This window comes from Streptomyces radiopugnans (assembly GCF_900110735.1).
Lineage (GTDB): Bacteria > Actinomycetota > Actinomycetes > Streptomycetales > Streptomycetaceae > Streptomyces > Streptomyces radiopugnans.
Map to the genome: position 1 here is coordinate 115,971 of NZ_FOET01000014.1, position 21,375 is coordinate 137,345.

The window sequence follows — 21,375 nt, forward strand, 5'->3', positions numbered from 1 at the left end:
CCGCCGGCCTCTCCAGTAGGGTCGGACACCATGGAAGACGCCCAGGTCGGTCCCCTGGACCTCGCAGCCCGCGTGGACGAGGCGCTCGCCGTACAGGCCGTCGCCTTCGGACTGACCGACGACGAAGTGGGGGTGCGCCGCCACATCGTGCTGCGGCACGCCGCCGCCCCCGGGGTCCGGGCGCTGGGCGCCACCACACCGCGCGGGCGGCTGGTCGGCTTCGTCTACGGGATGCCCAACGACCGCACGCAGTGGTGGTCCACGGTCGTCGAGCCGTATCTGCGGCGCAACGGGAACGCCGGGTGGCTCGACGACGCCTTCGTCATCACCGAGTTGCACGTGCACCCGGCGTACCAGAAGCACGGCATCGGCCGGGAGCTGATCACCACGATCACCGACACCGCCGCCGAGCCGCGCTCGATCCTCTCCGCGATCGACACCGAGAGCCCGGCCCGCGCCCTCTACCGCTCCCTGGGCTACCGGGACCTGGCCCGCCATGTGCTGTTCCCGAGCGCCGGGAGCCCGTACGCGGTGATGGGTGCGCCGCTGCCGCTGCGGCGCCGGTAGTCTCCTGGGCGGGGCCGCAGCACCGCCGCGGCCCGGAAACCGACCCACCGCACGCAGGAGAAACCCATGGCAGCCCGTGTCCAGCGCATGTCCCGGCTCATGCTGAAGACGCTGCGCGAGGACCCGGCCGACGCCGAGACCGTCAGCCACAGGCTTCTGGTCCGCGCCGGCTACGTACGCCGCACCGCCGCCGGGATCTGGACCTGGCTGCCGCTGGGCAAGCAGGTCCTGGAGAACGTCACCCGGATCGTGCGCGAGGAGATGGACGCCATCGGCGCCCAGGAGGTGCTGCTCCCGGCCCTGCTGCCCAGGGAGCCGTACGAGGCCTCGGGCCGCTGGGAGGAGTACGGCGACCTGCTGTTCCGGCTCAAGGACCGCAAGGGCGCCGACTACCTGCTCGGGCCCACCCACGAGGAGATCTTCACCCAGGTCGTCAAGGACCAGTGCACGTCCTACAAGGACCTGCCGGTGATGCTCTACCAGATCCAGACCAAGTACCGCGACGAGGCCCGCCCGCGCTCGGGCATCCTGCGCGGCCGGGAGTTCCTGATGAAGGACTCCTACTCCTTCGACACCAGCGACGAGGAACTGGCCGAGTCCTACCGGCTGCACCGCGAGGCGTACGTGCGGATCTTCACCCGGCTCGGCCTGGACCACCGGGTCGTCTCCGCCGTCTCGGGCGCGATGGGCGGCTCGGCCTCCGAGGAGTTCCTCGCCCCGGCCGCCGCCGGCGAGGACACCTTCGCCGACTGCCCGGCCTGCGGCTACGCCGCCAACACCGAGGCCGTCACCTTCCCGCTGAAGCCGGGCGACCCCATGGGCCACCCGCCCGTCGAGGAACTGGACACCCCCGACACCCCCACCATCGAGACGCTCGCCGACCACCTGGGCGTGCCCGCCTCCGCAACCCTGAAGAACCTGCTGGTCAAGGTGGACGGGGAGATCTGGGCCGTGGGCGTGCCCGGCGACCGCGAGGTGGACCTCGGCAAGCTCGCCGAGCACCTGGCGCCCGCCACCGTGGAGCTGGTCACCGCCGAGGACTTCACCGGCCGCCCCGCCCTGGTGCGCGGCTACGTCGGCCCGCAGGGCCTGGCCGGCACCGCCTTCCGCTACGTCGCCGACCCGCGCGTGGCGCCCGGCACCTCCTGGATCACCGGGGCCAACAAGCCCGACACCCACGCCCGCAACGTGGTGTGCGGCCGCGACTTCGAGGTCGACGAGTACCTGGACGTGGTCACCGTCGAGGACGGCGACCCCTGCCCGTCCTGCGGTGCGGGGCTGAAGCTGGACAGGGCCATCGAGATCGGCCACATCTTCCAGCTCGGCCGCAAGTACGCCGACGCCTTCTCCCTGGACGTGCTCGGCCGCGACGGCAAGCCCGTCCGCGTCACCATGGGCTCCTACGGCATCGGCGTCTCGCGCGCGGTGGCCGCGCTCGCCGAGCAGACGGCCGACGGCCAGGGCCTGTGCTGGCCGCGCGAGGTCGCCCCGGCCGACGTCCACGTCGTCGCCGCCGGCAAGGGCGCCCAGATCGAGATGGCCCTGGAACTGGCCGGGAGGCTGGCCGGGGCCGGGGTGCGCACCCTGGTGGACGACCGTACGGGCGTCTCGCCCGGTGTGAAGTTCACCGACGCGGAGCTGATCGGCGTGCCGGAGATCCTGGTGGTGGGCCGGGGCGCGGCCAAGGGCCTGGTGGAGCTGAAGGACCGGCGCACCGGCGAGCGCGAGGAGGTCCCGGTGGACGAGGCGGTGGAGCGGCTGGTCCGCTCGGCCCGCGAGTCCGCCTGAGCCGTCGCGGCGGGGCCCTCACCGGCCCCGCCGCACGGCCCGGCACGGGCCCCGCGGCGGCGGCTCACAGCCAGCCGGCGAACTCCAGCAGCGCCTCGCCGTCGGCGCGTTCGCCGGCGGCGAGGTGCCGCGCGCCCGACTCCACCGCCCGGTACAGGCTCCAGCCGCGCAGCCGGTCGCGGTCCACCTCCAGGGAGTTCGCCAGCTTGGCCACCCGGCGCCGGGCGATCGCGGGGGCGCCGGAGCCGGCGGCCAGGTCGTGCAGCCGGTCGCGTACCAGCCGGGCCAGGTCGTACGCCCGCTCGCCCACCAGCGGATCGGGGCCGACCACCAGCCAGTGCGCCCGCCCCGGATCCGCCGACAGCACCGCGCCCTGCCGGAAGTCGCCGTGCAGCAGCACGTGTTCGGGGGCGTCGGCGAGCAGCCCGGAGCGCAGCGCCAGTGCCTCCTCGGCCAGCGGGCGGGCCTCCTCGGGCACGTGCGCGCGGATGCCCTCCACCGCCCGGCCGGTGTGCTCCTCCACGGTGGTGAAGGGATGCCCGCCGTCCTCCGGGGCGCCGGGGGACGCGGGGGGCACCCACAGCCGGTGCAGCGCCGAGACCGCCTCCAGGGTGGCCTTCGCGTCCGGCAGCGAGCGCAGCGACACGTCCGCGTGCAGCCGCTCCAGCAGCAGCGCGCCGTCCTCGGGCGCGGCGTCCAGCAGCCGTACCGCGCCGTGCCCCTCCCAGCGGGACAGCGCCGCCGCCTCGTCCGCCGCACCGGCGGCGCGCAGCTTCAGCGCGGCCGGCGAGCCGTCCGCCCGGCGCACCAGGACGACCAGGCTGCCGCGTCCGCCGGGGGAGACCACCCGCTCGGCCGTCAGCTCCCAGCGCGCCAGCGACGCCCGGACCAGGCCGGGCAGCCGCGCCAGCCAGGGGGAGTCCGCGCCCAGGAAGCGCACCAGCCGCTGCGGGGGTTCGACGTGCGGAGCCGATGTCATGCCCGGGCGTCCCTTTCGTCGTCGGCGTCGCGCGGGAGAACCCCTCAGAGGGACTCCCGGCCCGCCGACGCGGTGCGCTCGGCGAGCCCTGGGAAGGGTACGCCCGTACCGCGCCAGCGTGCCGCGCGGACCGCGGCCTCCCGCAGCGCGGCGGCCGCCTCCCGCCGCAGCCCGCCCTCGCCGGCCCGGACCAGGTCGGCGTAGACGGCGGCCACCCGTTCCTCCAGTTCGGCGGCGAGCCGCACCGCCGCGGCGCCGTCCGGCACCGCGAAGGGCAGGGAGTAGGCCGCCGCGGCGGGCTCGGGGCTGCCGCCCATCCGCCGTACCGCGCGGCGCAGGGCGTCACGGCGCGCGCGGTGGGCGTCGTGGGCCTCCCGCGCCTGCGCGCGCCGGTCCTCGGCAATCCGCCCGCCCACGACGCCGTAGCCGTAGACGGCGGCGTGCTCGGCCAGGAGCGCGGCCTGCAGGGCGGCCAGGGCGGAACCGTCCTTCGCGCCGGATCCGCCCTCCCCTGCGGGCACGCCGCCGGGGGCCGCGTCCGGTGCGGCGCCGGTGGAGGGGGAGGCGGGGGACGCCTCGGAGGAGGCCGTGGCCAGGGCCGGGTTCGCCACCGGGTTCACCGTCCGGCCGGTCGCCTGGTTCATCACTCGCCGTCCGTGAGCAGGTAGACGTGGACCGCCCCGGCCGCCGCGACGGACGCGAGCAGCCGGGCGAGCTCGGGCGGGGCGCCGTCGAGGGCCCGGGTGAGGGCGTCGGCGGCGGCGCGTTCGGCGTTCGCGAGGGCGCCCAGCGCGCGCCCGGGGTCGGCGGGCACGCCCGCCCCGGTGCCCCGGGCGGCCTTCGGGGAGGGCGAGCCGCCGGGGCTCCCGGAGGCCCTCGGGCTCCCGGAACCGCCGGACTCCGTCCCGCCGAAGGCCCTCACATGCCGTGCCACGTCCGCCCGCAGCGGCTCCAGCCGCCCGGCCAGGTCCGGGTGCGCGGCGAGGGTGCGGTCGTAGCGGGCCAGCAGCGCGGCACTGCCGCGCGCGGCGGCACGGCGCAGCCGCTCGTCCGCAGAGGCGAGCCTGCGCTCGGCGGCCGTCGGCCTCTCCTGCGAGCATCCGGTCAGCAGCAGCGCGGCGGCGCCCGCCGCACCGGTGGCCAGCAGGCTCCGCCGGCGGGGACGCGGGTCGATCGGCACGGGCGCTCCCAGGGGAGGTGGTTCGGCGGCGCGGGGGGACGGGCGGCGATCACCGCGGGTGTGAGCGTACCCGTGTTCGCAACGTCCCCCTCGGCGGGGCACCGCCGTGCCCCGCGCGTGCCCCGTGCGGGGGACGGCCGCCCGGCGCAGCGCCTCCGGCCGTCTGGTCGGCGCAGTCCGCGGCAGACGATAGGCTTGACCCCCGTAACCCCAGGACTGGACGTTCCCACAACAGCACACGCGGCCGAGGAGTCACCCGGATGAGCACCACCCAGAGCGAGAGGCTGCGAGGACTGCTGGAGCCGCTCGTCACCGCCAGGGGGCTGGATCTCGAGGAGATCGCAGTGACCCCGGCCGGAAGAAGGCGGGTGCTGCGCGTCGTGGTGGACTCCGACGAGGGCGTGCGGCTCGACACCTGCGCGGAGCTGAGCCGCGAGGCGTCCCAGGCGCTGGACGAGACCGACGTGATGGGCGGCGCCCCGTACGTCCTGGAGGTCACCTCACCCGGCACCGACCGCCCGCTGACCGAGCCGCGGCACTACCGCCGCGCCGTCGGCAGGCTGATCAGGGCGCAGCTGGCGGAGGAGGCGGGCGGCAGCGAACTGGTCGCCCGCGTCGGCGCCGCGGACGAGGACGGCGTGGACGTGGAGGTGCCCGGCGTCAAGGGACGCAGGGCCACCGCCCGCCGGCTCGCCTACACCGAGATCGCCAGGGCCCGGGTGGAGATCGAGTTCAACCGCAAGGCCGCCGAGAAGGCCGAGAAGGCGCGTCAGGCTGCGGCCTCTGACGAAGAGAGCCAGGAGGAGGCGTAGCCGTGGACATCGACATGAGTGCCCTGCGGGGTCTGGTGAGGGAGAAGGAGATCTCCTTCGACCTGTTGGTCGAGGCGATCGAGGCGGCTCTCCTCATCGCGTACCACCGCACCGAGGGAAGCCGCCGCCAGGCCCGTGTGGAGCTGGACCGCTCCACCGGCCATGTGACGGTGTGGGCCAAGGAGGATCCGGCCGACCTGCCCGAGGGCGCCGAGCCGCGCGAGTTCGACGACACCCCCTCCGGGTTCGGCCGGATCGCCGCGACCACCGCCAAGCAGGTCATCCTGCAGCGCCTGCGGGACGCCGAGGAGGAGATCACCCTCGGCGAGTACGCCGGACGCGAGGGCGACATCGTCGCGGGAGTCGTCCAGCAGGGGAAGGATCCGCGCAGCGTCCTTGTTGACATCGGCAGGCTCGAGGCGATCCTGCCCCCGCAGGAGCAGGTGCCCGGCGAGGACTACTCGCACGGCACCCGGCTGCGCACCTATGTCGTGCGGGTCGCCAAGGGAGTGCGCGGCCCGTCGGTGACGCTCTCGCGCACCCACCCCAATCTGGTGAAGAAGCTCTTCGCCCTGGAGGTGCCCGAGATCGCGGACGGCTCGGTGGAGATCGCGGCCATCGCCCGCGAGGCCGGGCACCGTACCAAGATCGCGGTACGGTCCACCCGTCCGGGCCTGAACGCCAAGGGAGCGTGCATCGGCCCGATGGGCGGCCGGGTGCGCAACGTGATGGCCGAGCTGCAGGGCGAGAAGATCGACATCGTGGACTGGTCGGACGACCCGGCCGAGATGGTGGCCAACGCGCTCTCACCCGCCCGGGTGAGCAGGGTGGACGTCGTGGACGCCGCTGCCCGGTCGGCCAGGGTCACGGTGCCCGACTACCAGCTCTCGCTGGCGATCGGCAAGGAAGGGCAGAACGCCCGGCTCGCCGCCCGGCTCACCGGCTGGCGGATCGACATCCGCCCGGACACCGAGCAGGGCGGGGAGCGCGGTGGGGAACGCCGTGAGAGCGGCGCGGAGAGGGGCTGAGAGGCCTGTCACCGTCCGTACCCCCACGGCGACCCCGCCAACGGCGCAATCCGCGCGGGGAGGTAGACTGAAGAGTGTCTGACCGGACGCGCGCCCGCGCATGCCCTGAACGCACCTGTGTGGGTTGTCGGGAGCGGTCGGGCAAGGGCGATCTGCTGCGTGTGGTGGTGGTCGGGAACAGATGCGTTCCCGACCAGCGCGGTACGCTGCCCGGCCGGGGCGCTTATCTGCACCCCGCACCGACCTGTGTCGACCTGGCGGTCCGCCGCCGGGCGTTCCAGCGGGCCTTCCGGGCCGGCGGACCGCTCGATACCGCGGAGCTGCTGCAGGCAGTACCGCGGGCAACACCGTAAGACAGCAAGCACGCACGACGGCCCGTACGGCACCCCGCCGTACGGGAGAGGTACCTCGCGAGTTGGAAGTAGGTCGAGATTGCGATGAGCACTCGATGAGTACGCGATGAGTACGCCCATGCAGTAGCGAAGGTCCGGCGGAAGAATCCCCCCGGACCGTAAGGAGCGAAGTGGCTAAGGTCCGGGTATACGAGCTCGCCAAGGAGCTTGGAGTCGAGAGCAAGGTCGTCATGGCCAAGCTCCAGGAACTCGGTGAATTCGTCCGTTCGGCGTCCTCGACGATCGAGGCGCCGGTGGTACGCAAGCTGACCGACGCGTTCGACGCGGGCAACGGCGCCGGAGGCGCCAAGAAGTCCGCCGCGAAGCCCGCCGCCCCCCGCAAGGCGGCCCCCAAGCCGGGCACCCCGAAGCCGGGTGCCTCCGCACCCCGCCCGGGTGCCCCCAAGCCCGGTGCGCCCAAGCCCCCGGCCCCCGCGGCCGAGGCGCCCAGGAGCGCGCCCCAGAAGAACGTCCCGGGTCCGGGTCCGGCGCCCGCCAAGAGCGGCCCGACCCCGCCCACCCCCGGGCCGCGTCCCGCCCCGGCCAAGCCGGGCCCGGCGCAGCCCCCCGCCCCGGCCAAGCCCGAGTTCACCGCGCCGCCGTCCGGCCAGGGCGCGCCGCGTCCGGGTGCCCCCAAGCCCGGTGGCCGTCCCGCCCCGACGGGCCAGGACCGCCGTGGTCCGGGCGGCCCCAAGCCGGGCGGTCCCAAGCCAGGCGCCCGTCCGGCCGGCCCGCGTCCGGGCAACAACCCCTTCACCTCCGGCGGCTCCACCGGCATGGCGCGCCCGCAGGCGCCCCGTCCGGGCGGCGCCCCGCGTCCCGGCGGCCCCGGTGCCCCGGGCGGTCCGCGTCCCGGAGCCGGCCAGGGCGGTCCCCGTCCGCAGGCTCCCGGCGGCGGCCGTCCCAGCCCCGGCAACATGCCGCGCCCGCAGGGCGGCCAGGGCGGCGCCGCGGGTCCGCGTCCGGGCGGCAACCGTCCGAACCCGGGCATGATGCCGCAGCGTCCGGCCGCGGGTCCGCGTCCGGGCCCCGGCGGCCGTGGTCCCGGCGGCGGCGCGGGCCGTCCCGGCGGTGGCGGCGGCGGCCGTCCCGGCTTCGCCGGCCGTCCCGGCGGCGGCGGCGGTCGTCCCGGTGGCGGCGGCGGTTTCGCCGGCCGTCCCGGTGGCGGCGGCGGTGGCGGCGGCTTCGGCGGCCGTCCCGGTTTCGGCGGCCGTCCCGGCGGTCCCGGTGGCCGCGGTGGCACGCAGGGCGCCTTCGGCCGTCCCGGCGGTCCGGCGCGCCGCGGCCGCAAGTCGAAGCGGCAGAGGCGCCAGGAGTACGAGGCCATGCAGGCCCCGTCCATCGGCGGCGTGATGCTGCCGCGCGGCAAGGGCGAGACCGTCCGGCTGTCGCGCGGTGCGTCGCTCACCGACTTCGCGGAGAAGATCAACGCCAACCCGGCGTCGCTGGTCCAGGTGATGTTCAACCTGGGCGAGATGGTCACCGCGACCCAGTCGGTCTCCGACGAAACGCTGCAGCTCCTCGGCGAGGAGATGAACTACGTCGTCCAGATCGTCAGCCCGGAGGAGGAGGACCGCGAGCTGCTCGAGTCCTTCGACATCGAGTTCGGCGAGGACGAGGGCGGCGAGGAGGCACTCGTCTCGCGTCCGCCGGTGGTGACCGTCATGGGTCACGTCGACCACGGTAAGACGCGCCTGCTGGACGCGATCCGCAAGACCAACGTCATCGAGGGCGAGGCCGGCGGCATCACCCAGCACATCGGTGCCTACCAGGTCGCGACCGAGGTCAACGACGAAGAGCGCAAGATCACCTTCATCGACACCCCGGGTCACGAGGCGTTCACCGCCATGCGTGCCCGCGGTGCGAAGTCGACCGACATCGCGATCCTGGTGGTGGCGGCCAACGACGGTGTGATGCCCCAGACGGTCGAGGCCCTCAACCACGCCAAGGCGGCCGACGTGCCGATCGTGGTGGCGGTCAACAAGATCGACGTCGAGGGCGCGGACCCGACCAAGGTGCGCGGCCAGCTCACCGAGTACGGGCTCGTGGCCGAGGAGTACGGCGGCGACACCATGTTCGTCGACATCTCCGCCAAGCAGGGTCTGAACATCGACCAGCTGCTGGAGGCCGTGGTCCTGACCGCGGACGCCTCGCTCGACCTGCGGGCCAACCCGGAGCAGGACGCGCAGGGCATCGCGATCGAGGCCCACCTCGACCGCGGCCGCGGCGCGGTTGCCACGGTGCTGGTCCAGCGCGGCACCCTGCGGGTCGGCGACACGGTCGTGGTCGGCGACGCGTACGGCCGCGTCCGGGCGATGCTCGACGACAAGGGCAACAACGTCGAGGAGGCCGGTCCGGCCACCCCGGTCCTGGTGCTGGGCCTGACCAGCGTCCCCGGGGCGGGCGACAACTTCCTGGTGGTCGACGAGGACCGCACGGCCCGGCAGATCGCCGAGAAGCGCGCCGCCCGCGAGCGCAACGCCGCCTTCGCCAAGCGCACCCGCAGGGTCTCCCTGGAGGACCTGGACAAGGTGCTCAAGGCCGGCGAGGTGCAGCAGCTCAACCTCATCATCAAGGGCGACGCGTCCGGTTCGGTCGAGGCCCTGGAGTCCTCGCTGCTCCAGCTCGACGTCGGCGAGGAGGTCGACCTGCGCGTCCTGCACCGCGGCGTGGGTGCGGTCACCGAGACCGACATCGACCTGGCGACCGGCTCCGACGCCATCGTCATCGGCTTCAACGTGCGCGCCGAGGGGCGTGCCACGCAGATGGCCGAGCGCGAGGGCGTGGACGTCCGCTACTACTCGGTCATCTACCAGGTGATCGAGGAGATCGAGGCGGCCCTCAAGGGCATGCTCAAGCCGGAGTACGAGGAGGTCGAGCTCGGCACGGCGGAGATCCGCGAGGTCTTCCGCTCCTCCAAGCTCGGCAACATCGCGGGTGTCATCATCCGCTCCGGCGAGGTCAGGCGGAACACCAAGGCCCGTCTCATCCGCGACGGCAAGGTCGTGGCGGAGAACCTCAACATCGAGGGTCTGCGCCGCTTCAAGGACGACGTCACCGAGATCCGCGAAGGCTTCGAGGGCGGTATCAACCTCGGGAACTTCAACGACATCAAGGTCGACGACGTCATCGCGACGTACGAGATGCGGGAGAAGCCCCGCGCCTGACCCCCGCCGGTGATGCCACCGGTGAACGGCCACGGAGCCTCCCGCCCCGGCGGGAGGCTCCCGGCCGTTATATGCGTCGATCACCGGGAACCGTTGCGTGTACGGTTTCCCGTGTCCTGCCGGGCGTCGGCAGGGCTCCGCCCCACGAGGCCTCACGGGTCGGCTGGACCCGCATCCCATGTACGTAGGCACACTCTCGTTCGACCTGCTCCTCGGCGACGTGCGGTCGCTGAAGGAGAAGAGGTCGGTCGTCCGCCCGATCATCGCGGAGCTGCAGCGCAAGTACACGGTGAGCGTCGCGGAGGTCGGGGAGCAGAACATCCACCGCAGGGCCGTGATCGGCCTCGCGATGGTCTCCGGGGACGCCGGGCACGTCTCGGACGTGCTCGACCGGTGCGAGCGGCTGGTGGCCGCCCGGCCGGAGGTGGAGCTGCTGTCGGTGCGGCGGCGGTTCCACGGGGACGAGGACTGAGCGCGTCCGGTGCGCGGCCCCGCCCGGACCCGAACCGAACGATCCGAAACAGAAGGAAGCAGACACATGACCGACACCGCGCGGGCACGCAAACTGGCCGACCGCATCCGGGTCGTGGTCGCGGAGACCCTCCAGCGGCGGATCAAGGACCCGCGGCTCGGCTATGTGACGATCACCGACACCCGGGTCACCGGCGACCTGCGGGAGGCGACCGTCTTCTACACGGTCTACGGCGACGACGAGGAGCGGGCGGCCTCCGCCGCGGCGCTGGAGAGCGCCAAGGGCGTACTGCGCTCGGAGGTCGGGCGGCAGACCGGCGTGCGCTTCACGCCGTCGCTGACGTTCGTCCCGGACGCGCTCCCGGAGAACGCCCGGACCATCGACGACCTGCTGGCCAGGGCCAGGGCGTCGGACGCCCAGGTGCGCCAGGCGTCCTCGGGCGCCACGTACGCGGGCGAGCCCGACCCCTACCGCAAGCCCGCGCGCGAGGAGGACGAGGAGGAGGCGGGCGGCGCCGAGGGCACGGGGGAAGCCGGGGGCGGCACGGACGGCGAGGACGCCTGACCCGTGGCACGCAAAGGAACCCAGGAGCCCGGCGGGCTGGTCGTCGTCGACAAGCCCGCCGGCTTCACCTCCCACGACGTGGTCGCCAAGATGCGCGGCATCGCCCGCACCCGCCGGGTCGGGCACGCCGGCACGCTGGACCCGATGGCCACCGGCGTCCTCGTCCTGGGCATCGAGAAGGCGACCCGGCTGCTGGGGCACCTGGCGCTGACGGAGAAGGAGTACGTCGGCACCATCCGCCTCGGCCAGAACACCGTCACCGACGACGCGGAGGGCGAGATCACCTCCTCCACGCCGGCGGACGGCATCGCCCGCGAGGCGATCGACGACGGCGTCGCCAAGCTGACCGGCGACATCCTCCAGGTCCCCTCCAAGGTCAGCGCGATCAAGATCGACGGCAGGCGGTCCTACGCCCGGGTGCGCGAGGGCGAGGAGGTGGAGCTGGCCGCCCGGCCGGTCACCGTCTCCTCCTTCACCGTGCACGACGTCCGCGCCGAGAGCGCCGAGGACGGCACCCCCGTACTGGACCTGCTGGTCTCCGTCGTCTGCTCCTCCGGCACCTACATCCGGGCGCTCGCCCGCGACCTGGGCGCAGGTCTGGGGGTCGGCGGCCACCTCACGGCGCTGCGCCGCACCCGGGTCGGCCCGTACGGCCTGGACGCGGCACGCACCCTGGAGCAGCACCAGGAGTCGCTGACCGTCGTTCCCGTCGGCGAGGCGGCCGCGGTCGCCTTCCCGCGCTGGGACGTGGACGAGCGGCAGGCGAGGCTGCTGGCGAACGGCGTGCGGATCGCCATGCCGCCGTCCGGCCGGCCCGGACCGGTCGCGGTCTTCGGGCCGGGGGACCGCTTCCTCGCACTGGTCGAGGAGCAGGGGGGCAGGGCCAGGAGCCTGGCCGTCTTCGCCTGACCGGCGCCCGGCGGGAACCGGCGGTGCCCGACCGGACCCGGCGGTGGCGGTGACGCACCGTGGGCGCGGGCACCGGGTGCGGCGCCCGCGCCCACGATCCCCCTCCTGTGCGCATACGGTTTCCTGTCCACACAGGGGCCCGGACGCACCCCGCCGGACGGGCGCACGGAGTGAACCACGGCGCGCACCGGGGCGCTTTCCGGCGGGAGCCGTCCGGCGCGGGTCCCCGTGCGAACGCGACGGGGGGTCATGGCACCCTTGGACCCGGCACCATCCACTGGCATTCGGCGAGGAGCGGGCACTGTGCAGCGCTGGCGTGGCTTGGAGGACATCCCCGAGGACTGGGGGCGCAGCGTCGTCACCATCGGCTCCTACGACGGGGTGCACCGCGGGCACCAGTTGATCATCGGCAGGGCGGTCGAGCGCGCCCGCGAGCTGGGCGTACCGGCCGTCGTCGTCACCTTCGACCCGCACCCCAGCGAGGTCGTGCGGCCCGGCAGCCACCCGCCGCTGCTCGCCCCGCACCACCGGCGCGCGGAGCTGATGGCCGGCCTGGGCGTGGACGCGGTCCTGGTCCTGCCCTTCACCGAGGAGTTCTCGAAGCTGTCGCCGGCCGACTTCGTGGTGAAGGTGCTGGTCGACAGGCTCCACGCCCGTACCGTCGTGGAGGGCCCCAACTTCCGTTTCGGCCACCGGGCGGCCGGCACCGTGGAAGCCCTGGCCGAGCTGGGCAGGACGTACGACTACGACGTGATGGTCGTCGACCTGTTCGAGCGCGGGGAGGCCGGCGGTGGCGAGCCGTTCTCCTCCACCCTCACCCGCCGCCTGGTCGCCGAGGGCGACGTGGAGGGCGCGGCGGAGGTGCTGGGCCGGCCGCACCGGGTGGAGGGCGTGGTCGTCCGCGGTGCGCAGCGCGGACGCGAGATGGGCTACCCGACGGCCAACGTCGAGACACTGCCGCACACCGCGATCCCCGCGGACGGCGTCTACGCCGGATGGCTGGTGGTGGAGGGCGAGTCGATGCCCGCCGCGATCTCCGTCGGCACCAACCCGCAGTTCGACGGCACCGAGCGGACGGTGGAGGCGTACGCCATCGACCGTGTGGACCTCGACCTCTACGGGCTCCACGTCGCGGTGGACTTCCTGTCCTACATCCGCGGGCAGGAGAGGTTCGACACGCTGGACGGGCTGCTGGAGCGGATGGCCGAGGACGTGCGGGTGGCCAGGGAACTGCTGGGCTGAGCGTTTCGGCCCGAGCACGGCGGACGGGCGGACGGACGGGCCCGCCGGCCCCGCCCCTCAGGGGCGGGGCCGGCGGGCCCGTTCACGTTCCGCGACGGTGCGCCGCCGTCACCGCTCCGGCTGCTGCCACTGCGCGCCGGGCGCGGGCGGCCCAGCGGCACCGGGCGGCTGCTGGGGGTGCGGCTGGGAGGGACCGCCCTGCGCCTGGCCGGGCTGACCCGGGTGACCGGGCGGGCCCGGATACGGCTGGTGGCCGGGGTGGGACTGACCGGGCTGCTGCTGGGGGTAGTGCGGGTACGGCTGCTGGGGGTGCGGCTGCGGCTGCCCGTACGGCTGCTGGTGCTGGGGGTAGGGCTGCGGCTGGTAGGGAGCCTGGGCCTGCTGCGGGGCGCCGGGCTGGGGCTGACCGGGGTGGGGCTGCGGCCGGCCGGGGATGGGCGGCGCGGTCAGCGGCGGGTTCCCGCCGGGCGACCACAGGCCCTGCTCCTGCTGGTGGCGCGAGAAGTCCTCGGCGATCAGGGCGGCGAGGTTGAAGTACGCCTCCCGCGTCCTGGGCCGCATCATGTCCAGGTCCAGTTCCGCGCCGGCCGCGAGGTGTTCGTCGAACGGGACGACCACCACATCGCGGCAGCGCGTCTTGAAGTGCGCCACGATGTCGTCCACCTTGATCATCTTCCCGGTCTCGCGGACCCCGGAGATGACCGTGATGCTGCGCTGCACCAGATCGCCGTACCCGTGGGCGGAGAGCCAGTCCAGTGTCGTACTGGCGCTGCTGGCACCGTCCACGGACGGGGTGGAGATGACGATGAGCTGGTCGGCGAGGTCGAGGACGCCGCGCATCGCGCTGTAGAGCAGGCCGGTGCCCGAGTCGGTGAGGATGATCGGGTACTGCTGGCCCAGCACGCCGATGACCCGGCGGTAGTCCTCGTCGTTGAAGGTCGTCGAGATCGCCGGGTCGACGTCGTTGGCGAGGATCTCCAGTCCGGAGGGCGCCTGCGAGGTGAACCGGCGGATGTCCATGTAGCTGCTTAGGTACGGGATCGCGGTCACCAGATCGCGGATCGTCGCGCCCGTCTCGCGCCGCACCCGGCGGCCGAGCGTGCCCGCGTCCGGATTGGCGTCGATCGCGATGACCTTGTCCTGCCGCTCGCTGGCGAGCGTCGCGCCGAGCGCCGTGGTGGTCGTCGTCTTGCCGACGCCGCCCTTGAGGCTGATCACCGCGATGCGGTAGCAGGACAGCACCGGGGTGCGGATGAGTTCGAGCTTGCGCTGCCGCTCGGCCTCCTCCTTCCTGGCCCCGATACGGAAGCGGGAGCCGCCGCGGTTGCTCTGTGGGCGGGGCTTCTTCTTCTGGTTCAGCAGGCGTTCGGAGGACAGCTCCACCGACGCGGTGTATCCGAGCGCGCCGGGCTGGCTCGGAGGCTGCTGACGGGGGTCGGGCCAGGCGGAGCCGGCACGAGGGTCCTGCGGCTGCGGCTGCGGCTGTGGTCCGGGTGCGGAGGGCTGGGCGGGAGGCAGCGGCTGGGACGGGCCGGCCTGCGGCGCGGCGGGCGGCTGGGGGAAGCCGTAACCGCCCTCCGGCTGTGGCTGCGGTCCGGGCGCGGCCGGGGGCTGCGGTTGTGCCTGCGGCTGCGGTTGGGGTTGGGGTTGGGGTTGGGGGCGGGGGAAGCCGTAGCCGTCCTGGGGGGCGGGCTCCGCGGGCGGCATGGGAACCCGGTCCGCCGCGGGCCCGGAGGGACCGGCCTGCTGTACGGCCGGAGGCTGGGGCGGCTGCTCCTGCTGCCGGGGAAAACCGTAACCGCCCTGCGGCGACGCAGGGTTGGGCGCGTCCGCGGGCTGCGGCCGGAAGGGATCGGCCGGGGGTGCGGCGGGCGGCTGGGGGAAGCCGTAACCGCCCTGCGGCTGCGGCTGCGGGCCGGGCGCGGCCGGGGGCTGGGCCTGCTGCTGGGGCTGGGCGAGGTGGTAACCGTCCTGGGGCACCGGCGGGTTGGGCGCGGCCGGAGGAGCGGCGGGCTGGAAGTGCGGCGGCAGGGGAGGCAGTCCGACCGGCGCCCCGCCCTCCGGAGCGGTCTGCCATGGCGGCTGCGCCGGGGCCTGCGGAGTGGATGCCGAAGGAGCCTGGGGCTGGGCGGGAGGCCGCGGGGCGGAGCCGTGCGGTTCACCGGCCGTTCCGTCTTCGGACCCAGCGGGCTCGTCGTCCCCCACGGACTCCTCACCGGCGTCGCCCTGGGGCCGGGAGCGGACTTCGGAGCCGGCGGACGGCGACGTGGCCGGAGCCGGGGGTGCTTCGTCACCGGAGGACGCGCTGCCGGCCGGCTCGCCCTCCGCGCCGTCCGCGCCCTCTGTGCTCTCCGGCCGGTCGTCTCCGCCGTCGGCGGACTCCTTCGCCGCCTGCCGTTCGGCGATCTCCCGGCGCAGCGCGGCGGAGGAGAAACGCATGGTCGCGTCACCGCCGGGACCGTCGCCGGCGGGATGTTCCCCCGTCCGTCCGTCCCGTCCGTCCTCCCCGCCGTCGGCGGCCTCCGGAGCCGGGCCGGCCGGCGGTTCACCGGGCCGGTGGTCGCCGGGCTCCTCCCGGGCGTCCCCCGTGGGGGGCCCGGGCGGCGTCACCGGGGGGAACGCGGGCGGCGTGCCGGCACCGGGACCGGTGTCCGCGTCCGTCCCGCCCGCCTCCGCGCCGTCCGCGAAGCCGCCGGAAGCGGCCGGCGTATGCGGGGCGGGGTCGGCGTTCCGCGTGTACCAGGCAGGTGGTGTGTAGTCGATGGTGAACTCGCCGGTGGCGTCGAGTTCGTCCTTGGGCAGGTCGTCGCCGGGTGCGATCCCGTCGACGCGGATCTCGTCCCGGTCGCTGTTCACAATGCCTCCTGCTGATCTGGTCGAGCACCCCGGCAGAACCGCGCGGACCGCTCCCTGCCGGCGGGCGGACCCGGCCGCCGGCTCCCCCGCCGTCGCGGCCTCCGGCCTGTTCCCTCGGAACGTCCTGCCGCGCGCATGCCCACCCTAGTCGCCACGGGCACCGGAACGGCATGCCGTTCGCGTCCCACTCGGGCAACGGACCGGTGACGGGTCGGCAGACCGCGCGCGGCCGGCGGAACGTCAGTCCAGCCGCCGGGCCACGCCCAGCAACCCCGTCTCGGCGTCGGTGGGTCTGGTCAGCACGAACCGCCGGTCCCGGCCCGTGCACCACAGCGTCACGCCGTCGGCGAGCGTGGACAGCGCCTCGACCTCCTGCCGGGACAGGGAGAGGATCCTGCCCACCTGCCGGGCCTCCTCGGGGGAGACCTGCTGGACGCCGGTGAGCGAGGCGCCCCTCAGCAACCGGGGGGCCACCGGGCTCAGATACGGAAGCAGCGTCAGCACCGACTGCCAGGGCCCCGAGGAGACCCGGCCGCGCGGCGGCTTCATCCCGCAGTCCCGGATCACCACGACCGGAGAGACGGCAGTGGCGCCCAGCGGCGGAACCCGGCCGACGTCGTGGAGCGTCATGCACTGCTGGTCGCCGCCCGCGGCGCGGGCCAGATTCGTCCACACCTGGGGCCGGCCGGTCTCGACGGCCACCCGCGCACCCGTGCCCGCCGCACGCAGCGCCAGCACCTGAGCCGTCCACAGACCGCCGATCAGCACCACGTCGTGGGGGGCCGGGTGGTGGAGGCCGATGACGGCCGGGCGGTCCTCGACATCGACACCGGCCACCACTCCGTCGTCACCGACCGGCAGGGCGAGCGCGTCCAACTGCTCCACGGACAGGACGTGACGGGGCGCCCGCGGCCCGCGCAGCCCGAACCCCAGGCGGGGCCGTACGGCCGTGCGCGCCGACTCTGCGGATCCGGGCATCAGCGCGTCCCTCCCAGCGGCAGCGTCGCCAGCACCCCGGGCACCTGCTCGCGGTCCAGCCGGGCGATCCCCACGCGGCGCTCCCGCGACAGCCGCTCCAGCACGTGCCGGGCGGCGACCAGTTCGGCGTCGCTGCGGGCGGTGATGCGCACATGTCCGCGTATCGCGACCGAACGGCTCTCACCCCGGCTCAGGGTCAGACTGAAGGTGGTGGCCAGGGCGGGCAGCCCCGTCAGCGACGCCACCAGCGACGGCAGCGGAACGGACCCCGGACCCAACTCGGGCCAGCGGGCCACCGCGTACGTGGTGTGCCAGCGGTCGTCGCACCGCCAGGCACGGGCCTTCTCCTCGGTGCGCCGCGCGGGGGAGGAGTCGGGACGTCCGGCCCGCGCCGTGGCCGCCGGGCTCGCCCCGGCCGACGTCGCCAGCGCGGTGACCAGCTCCTGCTCCGGCAGCAGCGTCGCCCGGAAACCCGCACCGGCCAGCCGGCTCGCCAACTGGTCCGCGGCTCGCACCAGGCAGCGCTGCGCGCCCTCCAGGCCGTCCCCGCGCGCCTGGACCGCCTCCCGGCACAGCTCCGGGTCGAGTTTGAGGGCCACCCAGGTCACACGTACGGCCGGTGCGCCGCACGACGCCTGGAGAGGGCCGTAACTGGAGGCGGCCACCGACTGCGCCGGCAGGTGCGGTGCCGGGGCGGGCTGGGTGTACTGCACCGCCTGCACCGACTCCAGCCGGATGCCGTCCACCTCCAGGGCGTCGGAGAGCAGCCGCAGCGGCAGGGGCCGTTCGTCGGGGCCGGAACGCAGGGCGGAGGGACGGGGCTCGACGCGCAGCACGGCCGTCAGGAACGTGCCGTCCCCCACCATGCCGACGCCGCGCCGCTCGCGGTCGACGTAGGTCAGACTGCGCAGGGCCGGGTCGCACTCGACGGCCGGGGCCAGGCCCGGGTCGGTGTCCGGCGGCAGCACCTCGGAGGCGGCCCGCCGCCTGCGGTGGCGCAGCGCCATGACGGTGCCCAGCCACTCCGGGAGCGGGCGGCCGCGCCGCCGCAGCACCGTCAGGAGCAGCAGGACGACGGCCACCACGGCCGCCGGGATCGCCAGGACCTTGTGCACGGCGGCCGCGGCCAGCACTCCCGCCGCGGCCAGCTCGGCCAGGACCAGCTGGTGCAGCCGGAGCGGCCCCAGGCCGCGGTGGCGTGCCTCGGCGCGCGGCGTGGCCGAACGCACCGGACGCGGCCTCGCGGGCTCGGGGCGTGCGCCGTCCGGCGCCGGACTGTCGGGCGCGGACGTGGCGGTCCGGGCCCGCGAGGCGGTCCCCATCCCCTGAAAATCCCCTTGTGTCCGTAATCGCCCTGACGCTCCAGGGCGTTGGTCGGGCGATCACCCTACCGGAGCAGCGAGGGCCCATCGCCAACGGGCATAGTAGGGGCCCGGTCCGACAGAAGGCAGCAGTGGCGGTGCTCCGGAAGCCCGGGGGACACCGGGCCCACCAGCGGGGAGAAGCAGCGAGAGATGGCATCACGGCGGGACGAGCTCAACGCCTACACCTTCGCCAAGAAGCGGCTGGTCTCGGCATTCCTCCAGCCCGCACCGACCGGGACCGAGGAGGGGGCGCCGCGCCCGCTGCGGGCGGTGCTCCCCGGACTGGTCATCGGGGCCGTGATCCTGGCCGGCTTCGGGGCCTGGGGGATGTTCAAGCCCAAGGCGCCCAAGGGCTGGGACAACCCCGGCGAGAAGGTCATCATCGGCAGCGAGTCCACCACCCGCTACGTCGTCCTCGAGACCAGGGGGAAGAAGCAGCTCCACCCGGTGCTCAACCTGGCTTCCGCGAAACTCCTGCTGGATCCCAGCAAGTTCGGGATCGTCGAGGTCGACGAGAAGGTCCTCGACAGCGGGAGGATCCCGCACGGCGCCACCCTCGGCATCCCCTACGCCCCCGACCGGCTGCCCGGCAAGGAGGAGGCGACGAAGGCCAAGCGCTGGGCCGTGTGCGTCCAGCCCGGCGACGACGGCGTGCAGAAGGCGGTCTTCGTTCTCGCCGACCGGGACGAGAAACGGGTCGAGGGCAGGAACCGGCTGCGCGGCGGCCAGGTGATGTACGTCAGGGACCCCGGCAAGAAGCTCCACATCGTCGACGCGCGGGGCACCGCGTACCCCATCGCGGCGGACGACACGCTGCTGCGCACCGTCGTCGGCAGCACACGGCCCCAGGACGTCAGCGCCGACTGGCTCAGGACGTTCAGACAGGGCGACCCGATCCTGTTCCCCGAGAGGATCGACGGACTGGGCACCCCGGCCGGCGCCCCCGGCGACCTGGACGCCGAGGCCAACCGGGTCGGCATGGTGCTGCGCGCCCCCTCCGGCACCGGCCACCAGCACTACGTGGTGCTCAGGGACCAGATCAGGCCGGTCACCGACTTCATGGCCAAGCTGCTGCTCAACAGCCCGCAGGCCACCCCGCTCGGCCAGCAGGGGAAGGCCCGGGAGGTCAGCGCCGGCGCCATCCGGCCCGAGAGCACCTTCTACGGCAGCAGCCGGAACTGGCCCGAGGCGGAACCGAGCGCGGTCAACCGGACGGGCAGCGGCCGGGACGCCCTGTGCAACGTGCTGCGCGGCGTCGACGAGAAGAAGGGCACCGCGACGCTCAGCACCTGGGCGGGCGAGGACTATCCGGCCACCCTCCCCAACGGGGCCACCAGCGCGTACGTGACCCCCGGCTCGGGGCTGCTCTTCCGCCAGGTCACGGGGCGGGACACCGGCTCCGGCGGCGTCTTCCTGGTGACCGACACCGGCCTGCGCTACGCGGTGCAGGCGAACACCGACAGCGGCCAGGACGAGTCCGAGATCGGCACGGACGGCAGGAAGAAGGACCCGGAGCAGAGCGTCCAGGAGGGCAATCAGGCGCAGATCATGCTCGGTTACGAGGGAGTCCGGCCGGTGCCGGTGCCCGCCGCCTGGTCGGGCTTCCTGCCGACCGGACCGAGGCTGAGCACGAACGCGGCGAAGCAGCCGCAGGGTTCCTGAGCCGGGGGAGCGCGAGATGACGGACACTTCGGCCACCACCACGCCCGCGCCGCTGCGGTGGGCGGCGCTCCCGACGGCCGCGGCGATCGGCCTGGCGGCCCTGGGGGCCGTCACCGCCCCCCTGGCCTGGGCGCCGCCGGCCGCCGCCGACACCGGGCAGTGCACCTTCCCCGCCGAACCCTTCGAGGGCAGGCCCTGGTCCCTGAAGCGGGTGATCCTGGACCAGTTGTGGGAGAAGACGAAGGGCAAGGGCGTCAAGGTCGCGGTCATCGACACCGGAGTGGACGACGACCACCCCCAGCTGAAGGACGCGGTCGACGCCGGACTGGGCATGAGCAACCTGCCCGCCCCCAAGAAGGACGAGTACGGCAACACCCCCAAGCCCCCCGCGAAGGACGGCACGGAGGACACCGTCGGTCACGGCACCAAGGTCGCGGGGATCATCGCCGCACGCCCGGCCGAGAACACCGGCTTCGTCGGCATCGCCCCCGATGCCACCATCATCCCCATCCAGCAGAACGACGCCGCCGGAAACGGGAACACCGACAGCATGGCCGAGGCCATCGACCACGCGGTCGACGTCGGGGCGAAGGTCGTCAACATCTCGCAGGACACCGCCAAGCCCCTCCGGCCCAACTCCAGGCTCGAGCAGGCGGTGAACCGCGCGCTGGCCAAGGACGTCGTCATCGTCGCCTCGGCCGGCAACGACGGCCTGGGCGGCAACGTGAAGGAGACCTATCCGGCCTCCTACGAAGGCGTCATCGCCGTCGCCTCCTCCGACCGCAACAACGAGAGGGCGCCCTTCTCCCAGTCGGGCGACTTCGTGGACGTCGCCGCGCCCGGCGTCGACATGGTCTCCACGGTCCCGGGCGGAGGCCACTGCGCCGACAACGGCACCAGTTTCTCGGCGCCCTACGTGGCGGGTGTGGCCGCCCTGCTGGTGGCCGAGCACCCGGACTGGAAACCGCACCACGTCGCTGCCCAGATCGCGCAGACCGCCGAGCGGTCCGTACCCGGGCACGACCGCCACGTGGGGTGGGGCGTCGTCGATCCCGTCCGGGCGCTGACCGAGGACGACAGGCGGATCGAGAAGCCGGTGGCCCATGAGGGCGTGGACCGGGCCGAACCTCCCACCCCGGCCGAACTCCACCTGGGCGAGACGCCGCAGGAGCGCGACAGGCGCCTGGGCACCTACACGGTGGTCGGCGGAGGCGTCCTGGTGTCGGTGATCGCCGGGGGCTCGCTGGTGTACCGGGACTGGCGGCGCAGACGGGGACCGGCCGGGGAGCAGGGCGGCCTCCGCGGTTCAGGGGCCGGGGCGCTCATGTGAGGGCCCGGAGAACCGGGTTGCCGCCGTGTCACACGCAGTGGCTAGAGTGATGGGGCACGGATCGGGATGTGCGTTGGAGCAGGCG

At 74.3% G+C, this 21,375-nt stretch carries 18 protein-coding genes; 12 read left to right on the forward strand and 6 right to left on the reverse strand.

Going from position 1 to position 21,375, the window contains the following annotated elements; genetic code table 11:
* Nucleotides 1-30: 30 nt before the first annotated feature.
* Complete coding sequence (locus tag BMY40_RS21800; RefSeq protein WP_093662223.1) at nt 31-567, forward strand: GNAT family N-acetyltransferase; 537 nt, start codon at nt 31-33, stop codon at nt 565-567.
* 66 nt (nt 568-633) lie between these two features.
* A complete protein-coding gene (locus BMY40_RS21805; RefSeq protein WP_093662225.1) occupies nt 634-2,355 on the forward strand; it encodes a proline--tRNA ligase in 1,722 nt (573 codons plus the stop codon).
* Nucleotides 2,356-2,419: 64 nt separating this feature from the next.
* Here BMY40_RS21805 and BMY40_RS21810 read toward each other — a convergent pair whose 3' ends face one another.
* From BMY40_RS21810 to BMY40_RS21820, 3 genes are all read right to left on the reverse strand, one after another.
* On the reverse strand, nt 2,420-3,334 hold the full coding sequence (locus BMY40_RS21810) for an aminoglycoside phosphotransferase family protein (protein ID WP_093662227.1): 915 nt from the start codon (nt 3,332-3,334) through the stop codon (nt 2,420-2,422).
* Nucleotides 3,335-3,378: 44 nt separating this feature from the next.
* Nucleotides 3,379-3,855: a DUF4439 domain-containing protein gene (locus tag BMY40_RS21815; RefSeq protein ID WP_245770241.1), complete on the reverse strand. Its 477-nt coding sequence runs from the start codon at nt 3,853-3,855 to the stop codon at nt 3,379-3,381.
* 122 nt (nt 3,856-3,977) lie between these two features.
* Nucleotides 3,978-4,514, reverse strand: coding sequence for a hypothetical protein (locus BMY40_RS21820; RefSeq protein WP_093662231.1), 537 nt, complete (start codon nt 4,512-4,514; stop codon nt 3,978-3,980).
* 260 nt (nt 4,515-4,774) lie between these two features.
* On the opposite strand from BMY40_RS21820, the gene rimP reads away from it, so the two are divergent.
* From rimP to BMY40_RS21860, 8 genes are all read left to right on the forward strand, one after another.
* A complete protein-coding gene (gene rimP / locus BMY40_RS21825) occupies nt 4,775-5,326 on the forward strand; it encodes a ribosome maturation factor RimP (RefSeq protein ID WP_093662233.1) in 552 nt (183 codons plus the stop codon).
* 2 nt (nt 5,327-5,328) lie between these two features.
* The gene (nusA, locus tag BMY40_RS21830; RefSeq protein ID WP_093662235.1) at nt 5,329-6,354 is read left to right on the forward strand and encodes a transcription termination factor NusA; all 1,026 of its coding nucleotides are present in this window, start codon (nt 5,329-5,331) and stop codon (nt 6,352-6,354) included.
* A gap of 74 nt (nt 6,355-6,428) precedes the next feature.
* Nucleotides 6,429-6,707: a YlxR family protein gene (locus tag BMY40_RS21835; protein WP_093662237.1), complete on the forward strand. Its 279-nt coding sequence runs from the start codon at nt 6,429-6,431 to the stop codon at nt 6,705-6,707.
* 170 nt (nt 6,708-6,877) lie between these two features.
* Nucleotides 6,878-9,913, forward strand: coding sequence for a translation initiation factor IF-2 (gene infB, locus BMY40_RS21840; protein WP_093662239.1), 3,036 nt, complete (start codon nt 6,878-6,880; stop codon nt 9,911-9,913).
* A 178-nt stretch (nt 9,914-10,091) separates the two neighbouring features.
* On the forward strand, nt 10,092-10,385 hold the full coding sequence (locus BMY40_RS21845; protein ID WP_093662241.1) for a DUF503 domain-containing protein: 294 nt from the start codon (nt 10,092-10,094) through the stop codon (nt 10,383-10,385).
* Nucleotides 10,386-10,451: 66 nt separating this feature from the next.
* Entirely contained in the window at nt 10,452-10,949 is a 498-nt protein-coding gene (gene rbfA, locus BMY40_RS21850) for a 30S ribosome-binding factor RbfA (protein ID WP_093662243.1), read from the forward strand.
* A 3-nt stretch (nt 10,950-10,952) separates the two neighbouring features.
* Complete coding sequence (truB, locus tag BMY40_RS21855; RefSeq protein ID WP_093662245.1) at nt 10,953-11,858, forward strand: tRNA pseudouridine(55) synthase TruB; 906 nt, start codon at nt 10,953-10,955, stop codon at nt 11,856-11,858.
* A gap of 303 nt (nt 11,859-12,161) precedes the next feature.
* Nucleotides 12,162-13,100, forward strand: a complete 939-nt coding sequence (locus BMY40_RS21860; RefSeq protein ID WP_093662247.1) for a bifunctional riboflavin kinase/FAD synthetase — start codon at nt 12,162-12,164, stop codon at nt 13,098-13,100.
* A gap of 108 nt (nt 13,101-13,208) precedes the next feature.
* On the opposite strand, the gene BMY40_RS28100 is transcribed toward BMY40_RS21860, so the two are convergent.
* From BMY40_RS28100 to eccE, 3 genes are all read right to left on the reverse strand, one after another.
* The gene (locus tag BMY40_RS28100; RefSeq protein ID WP_093662249.1) at nt 13,209-15,956 is read right to left on the reverse strand and encodes an SCO5717 family growth-regulating ATPase; all 2,748 of its coding nucleotides are present in this window, start codon (nt 15,954-15,956) and stop codon (nt 13,209-13,211) included.
* Nucleotides 15,957-16,196: 240 nt separating this feature from the next.
* Nucleotides 16,197-16,934: a hypothetical protein gene (locus BMY40_RS21870; protein ID WP_093662251.1), complete on the reverse strand. Its 738-nt coding sequence runs from the start codon at nt 16,932-16,934 to the stop codon at nt 16,197-16,199.
* Nucleotides 16,934-18,256: a type VII secretion protein EccE gene (gene eccE, locus BMY40_RS21875; protein WP_093662253.1), complete on the reverse strand. Its 1,323-nt coding sequence runs from the start codon at nt 18,254-18,256 to the stop codon at nt 16,934-16,936. Before eccE ends, BMY40_RS21870 begins: the two co-directional genes overlap by 1 nt.
* A 192-nt stretch (nt 18,257-18,448) precedes the next feature.
* Between eccE and eccB the strand changes: the two genes are divergently transcribed.
* Together eccB and mycP are read left to right on the forward strand one after the other, a co-directional pair.
* On the forward strand, nt 18,449-19,960 hold the full coding sequence (gene eccB, locus BMY40_RS21880) for a type VII secretion protein EccB (RefSeq protein WP_093662255.1): 1,512 nt from the start codon (nt 18,449-18,451) through the stop codon (nt 19,958-19,960).
* Between the two features lie 16 nt (nt 19,961-19,976).
* Nucleotides 19,977-21,290 carry a type VII secretion-associated serine protease mycosin gene (gene mycP / locus BMY40_RS21885; RefSeq protein WP_093662257.1) on the forward strand — a complete coding sequence of 438 codons (1,314 nt, stop codon included), beginning with the start codon at nt 19,977-19,979 and terminating at the stop codon, nt 21,288-21,290.
* The last annotated feature ends 85 nt before the right edge of the window (nt 21,291-21,375 follow it).

Excerpts from the sequence above, each read along its gene's own strand:
- rbfA (WP_093662243.1), top strand. The coding sequence starts at position 10,452 with ATGACCGACACCGCGCGGGCACGCAAACTGGCCGACCGCATCCGGGTC.
- eccE (WP_093662253.1), bottom strand. The coding sequence starts at position 18,256 with ATGGGGACCGCCTCGCGGGCCCGGACCGCCACGTCCGCGCCCGACAGT.
- mycP (WP_093662257.1), top strand. The coding sequence starts at position 19,977 with ATGACGGACACTTCGGCCACCACCACGCCCGCGCCGCTGCGGTGGGCG.
- BMY40_RS21870 (WP_093662251.1), bottom strand. The coding sequence starts at position 16,934 with ATGCCCGGATCCGCAGAGTCGGCGCGCACGGCCGTACGGCCCCGCCTG.
- BMY40_RS21805 (WP_093662225.1), top strand. The coding sequence starts at position 634 with ATGGCAGCCCGTGTCCAGCGCATGTCCCGGCTCATGCTGAAGACGCTG.
- rimP (WP_093662233.1), top strand. The coding sequence starts at position 4,775 with ATGAGCACCACCCAGAGCGAGAGGCTGCGAGGACTGCTGGAGCCGCTC.
- eccB (WP_093662255.1), top strand. The coding sequence starts at position 18,449 with ATGGCATCACGGCGGGACGAGCTCAACGCCTACACCTTCGCCAAGAAG.
- BMY40_RS21810 (WP_093662227.1), bottom strand. The coding sequence starts at position 3,334 with ATGACATCGGCTCCGCACGTCGAACCCCCGCAGCGGCTGGTGCGCTTC.
- BMY40_RS21845 (WP_093662241.1), top strand. The coding sequence starts at position 10,092 with ATGTACGTAGGCACACTCTCGTTCGACCTGCTCCTCGGCGACGTGCGG.
- BMY40_RS21800 (WP_093662223.1), top strand. The coding sequence starts at position 31 with ATGGAAGACGCCCAGGTCGGTCCCCTGGACCTCGCAGCCCGCGTGGAC.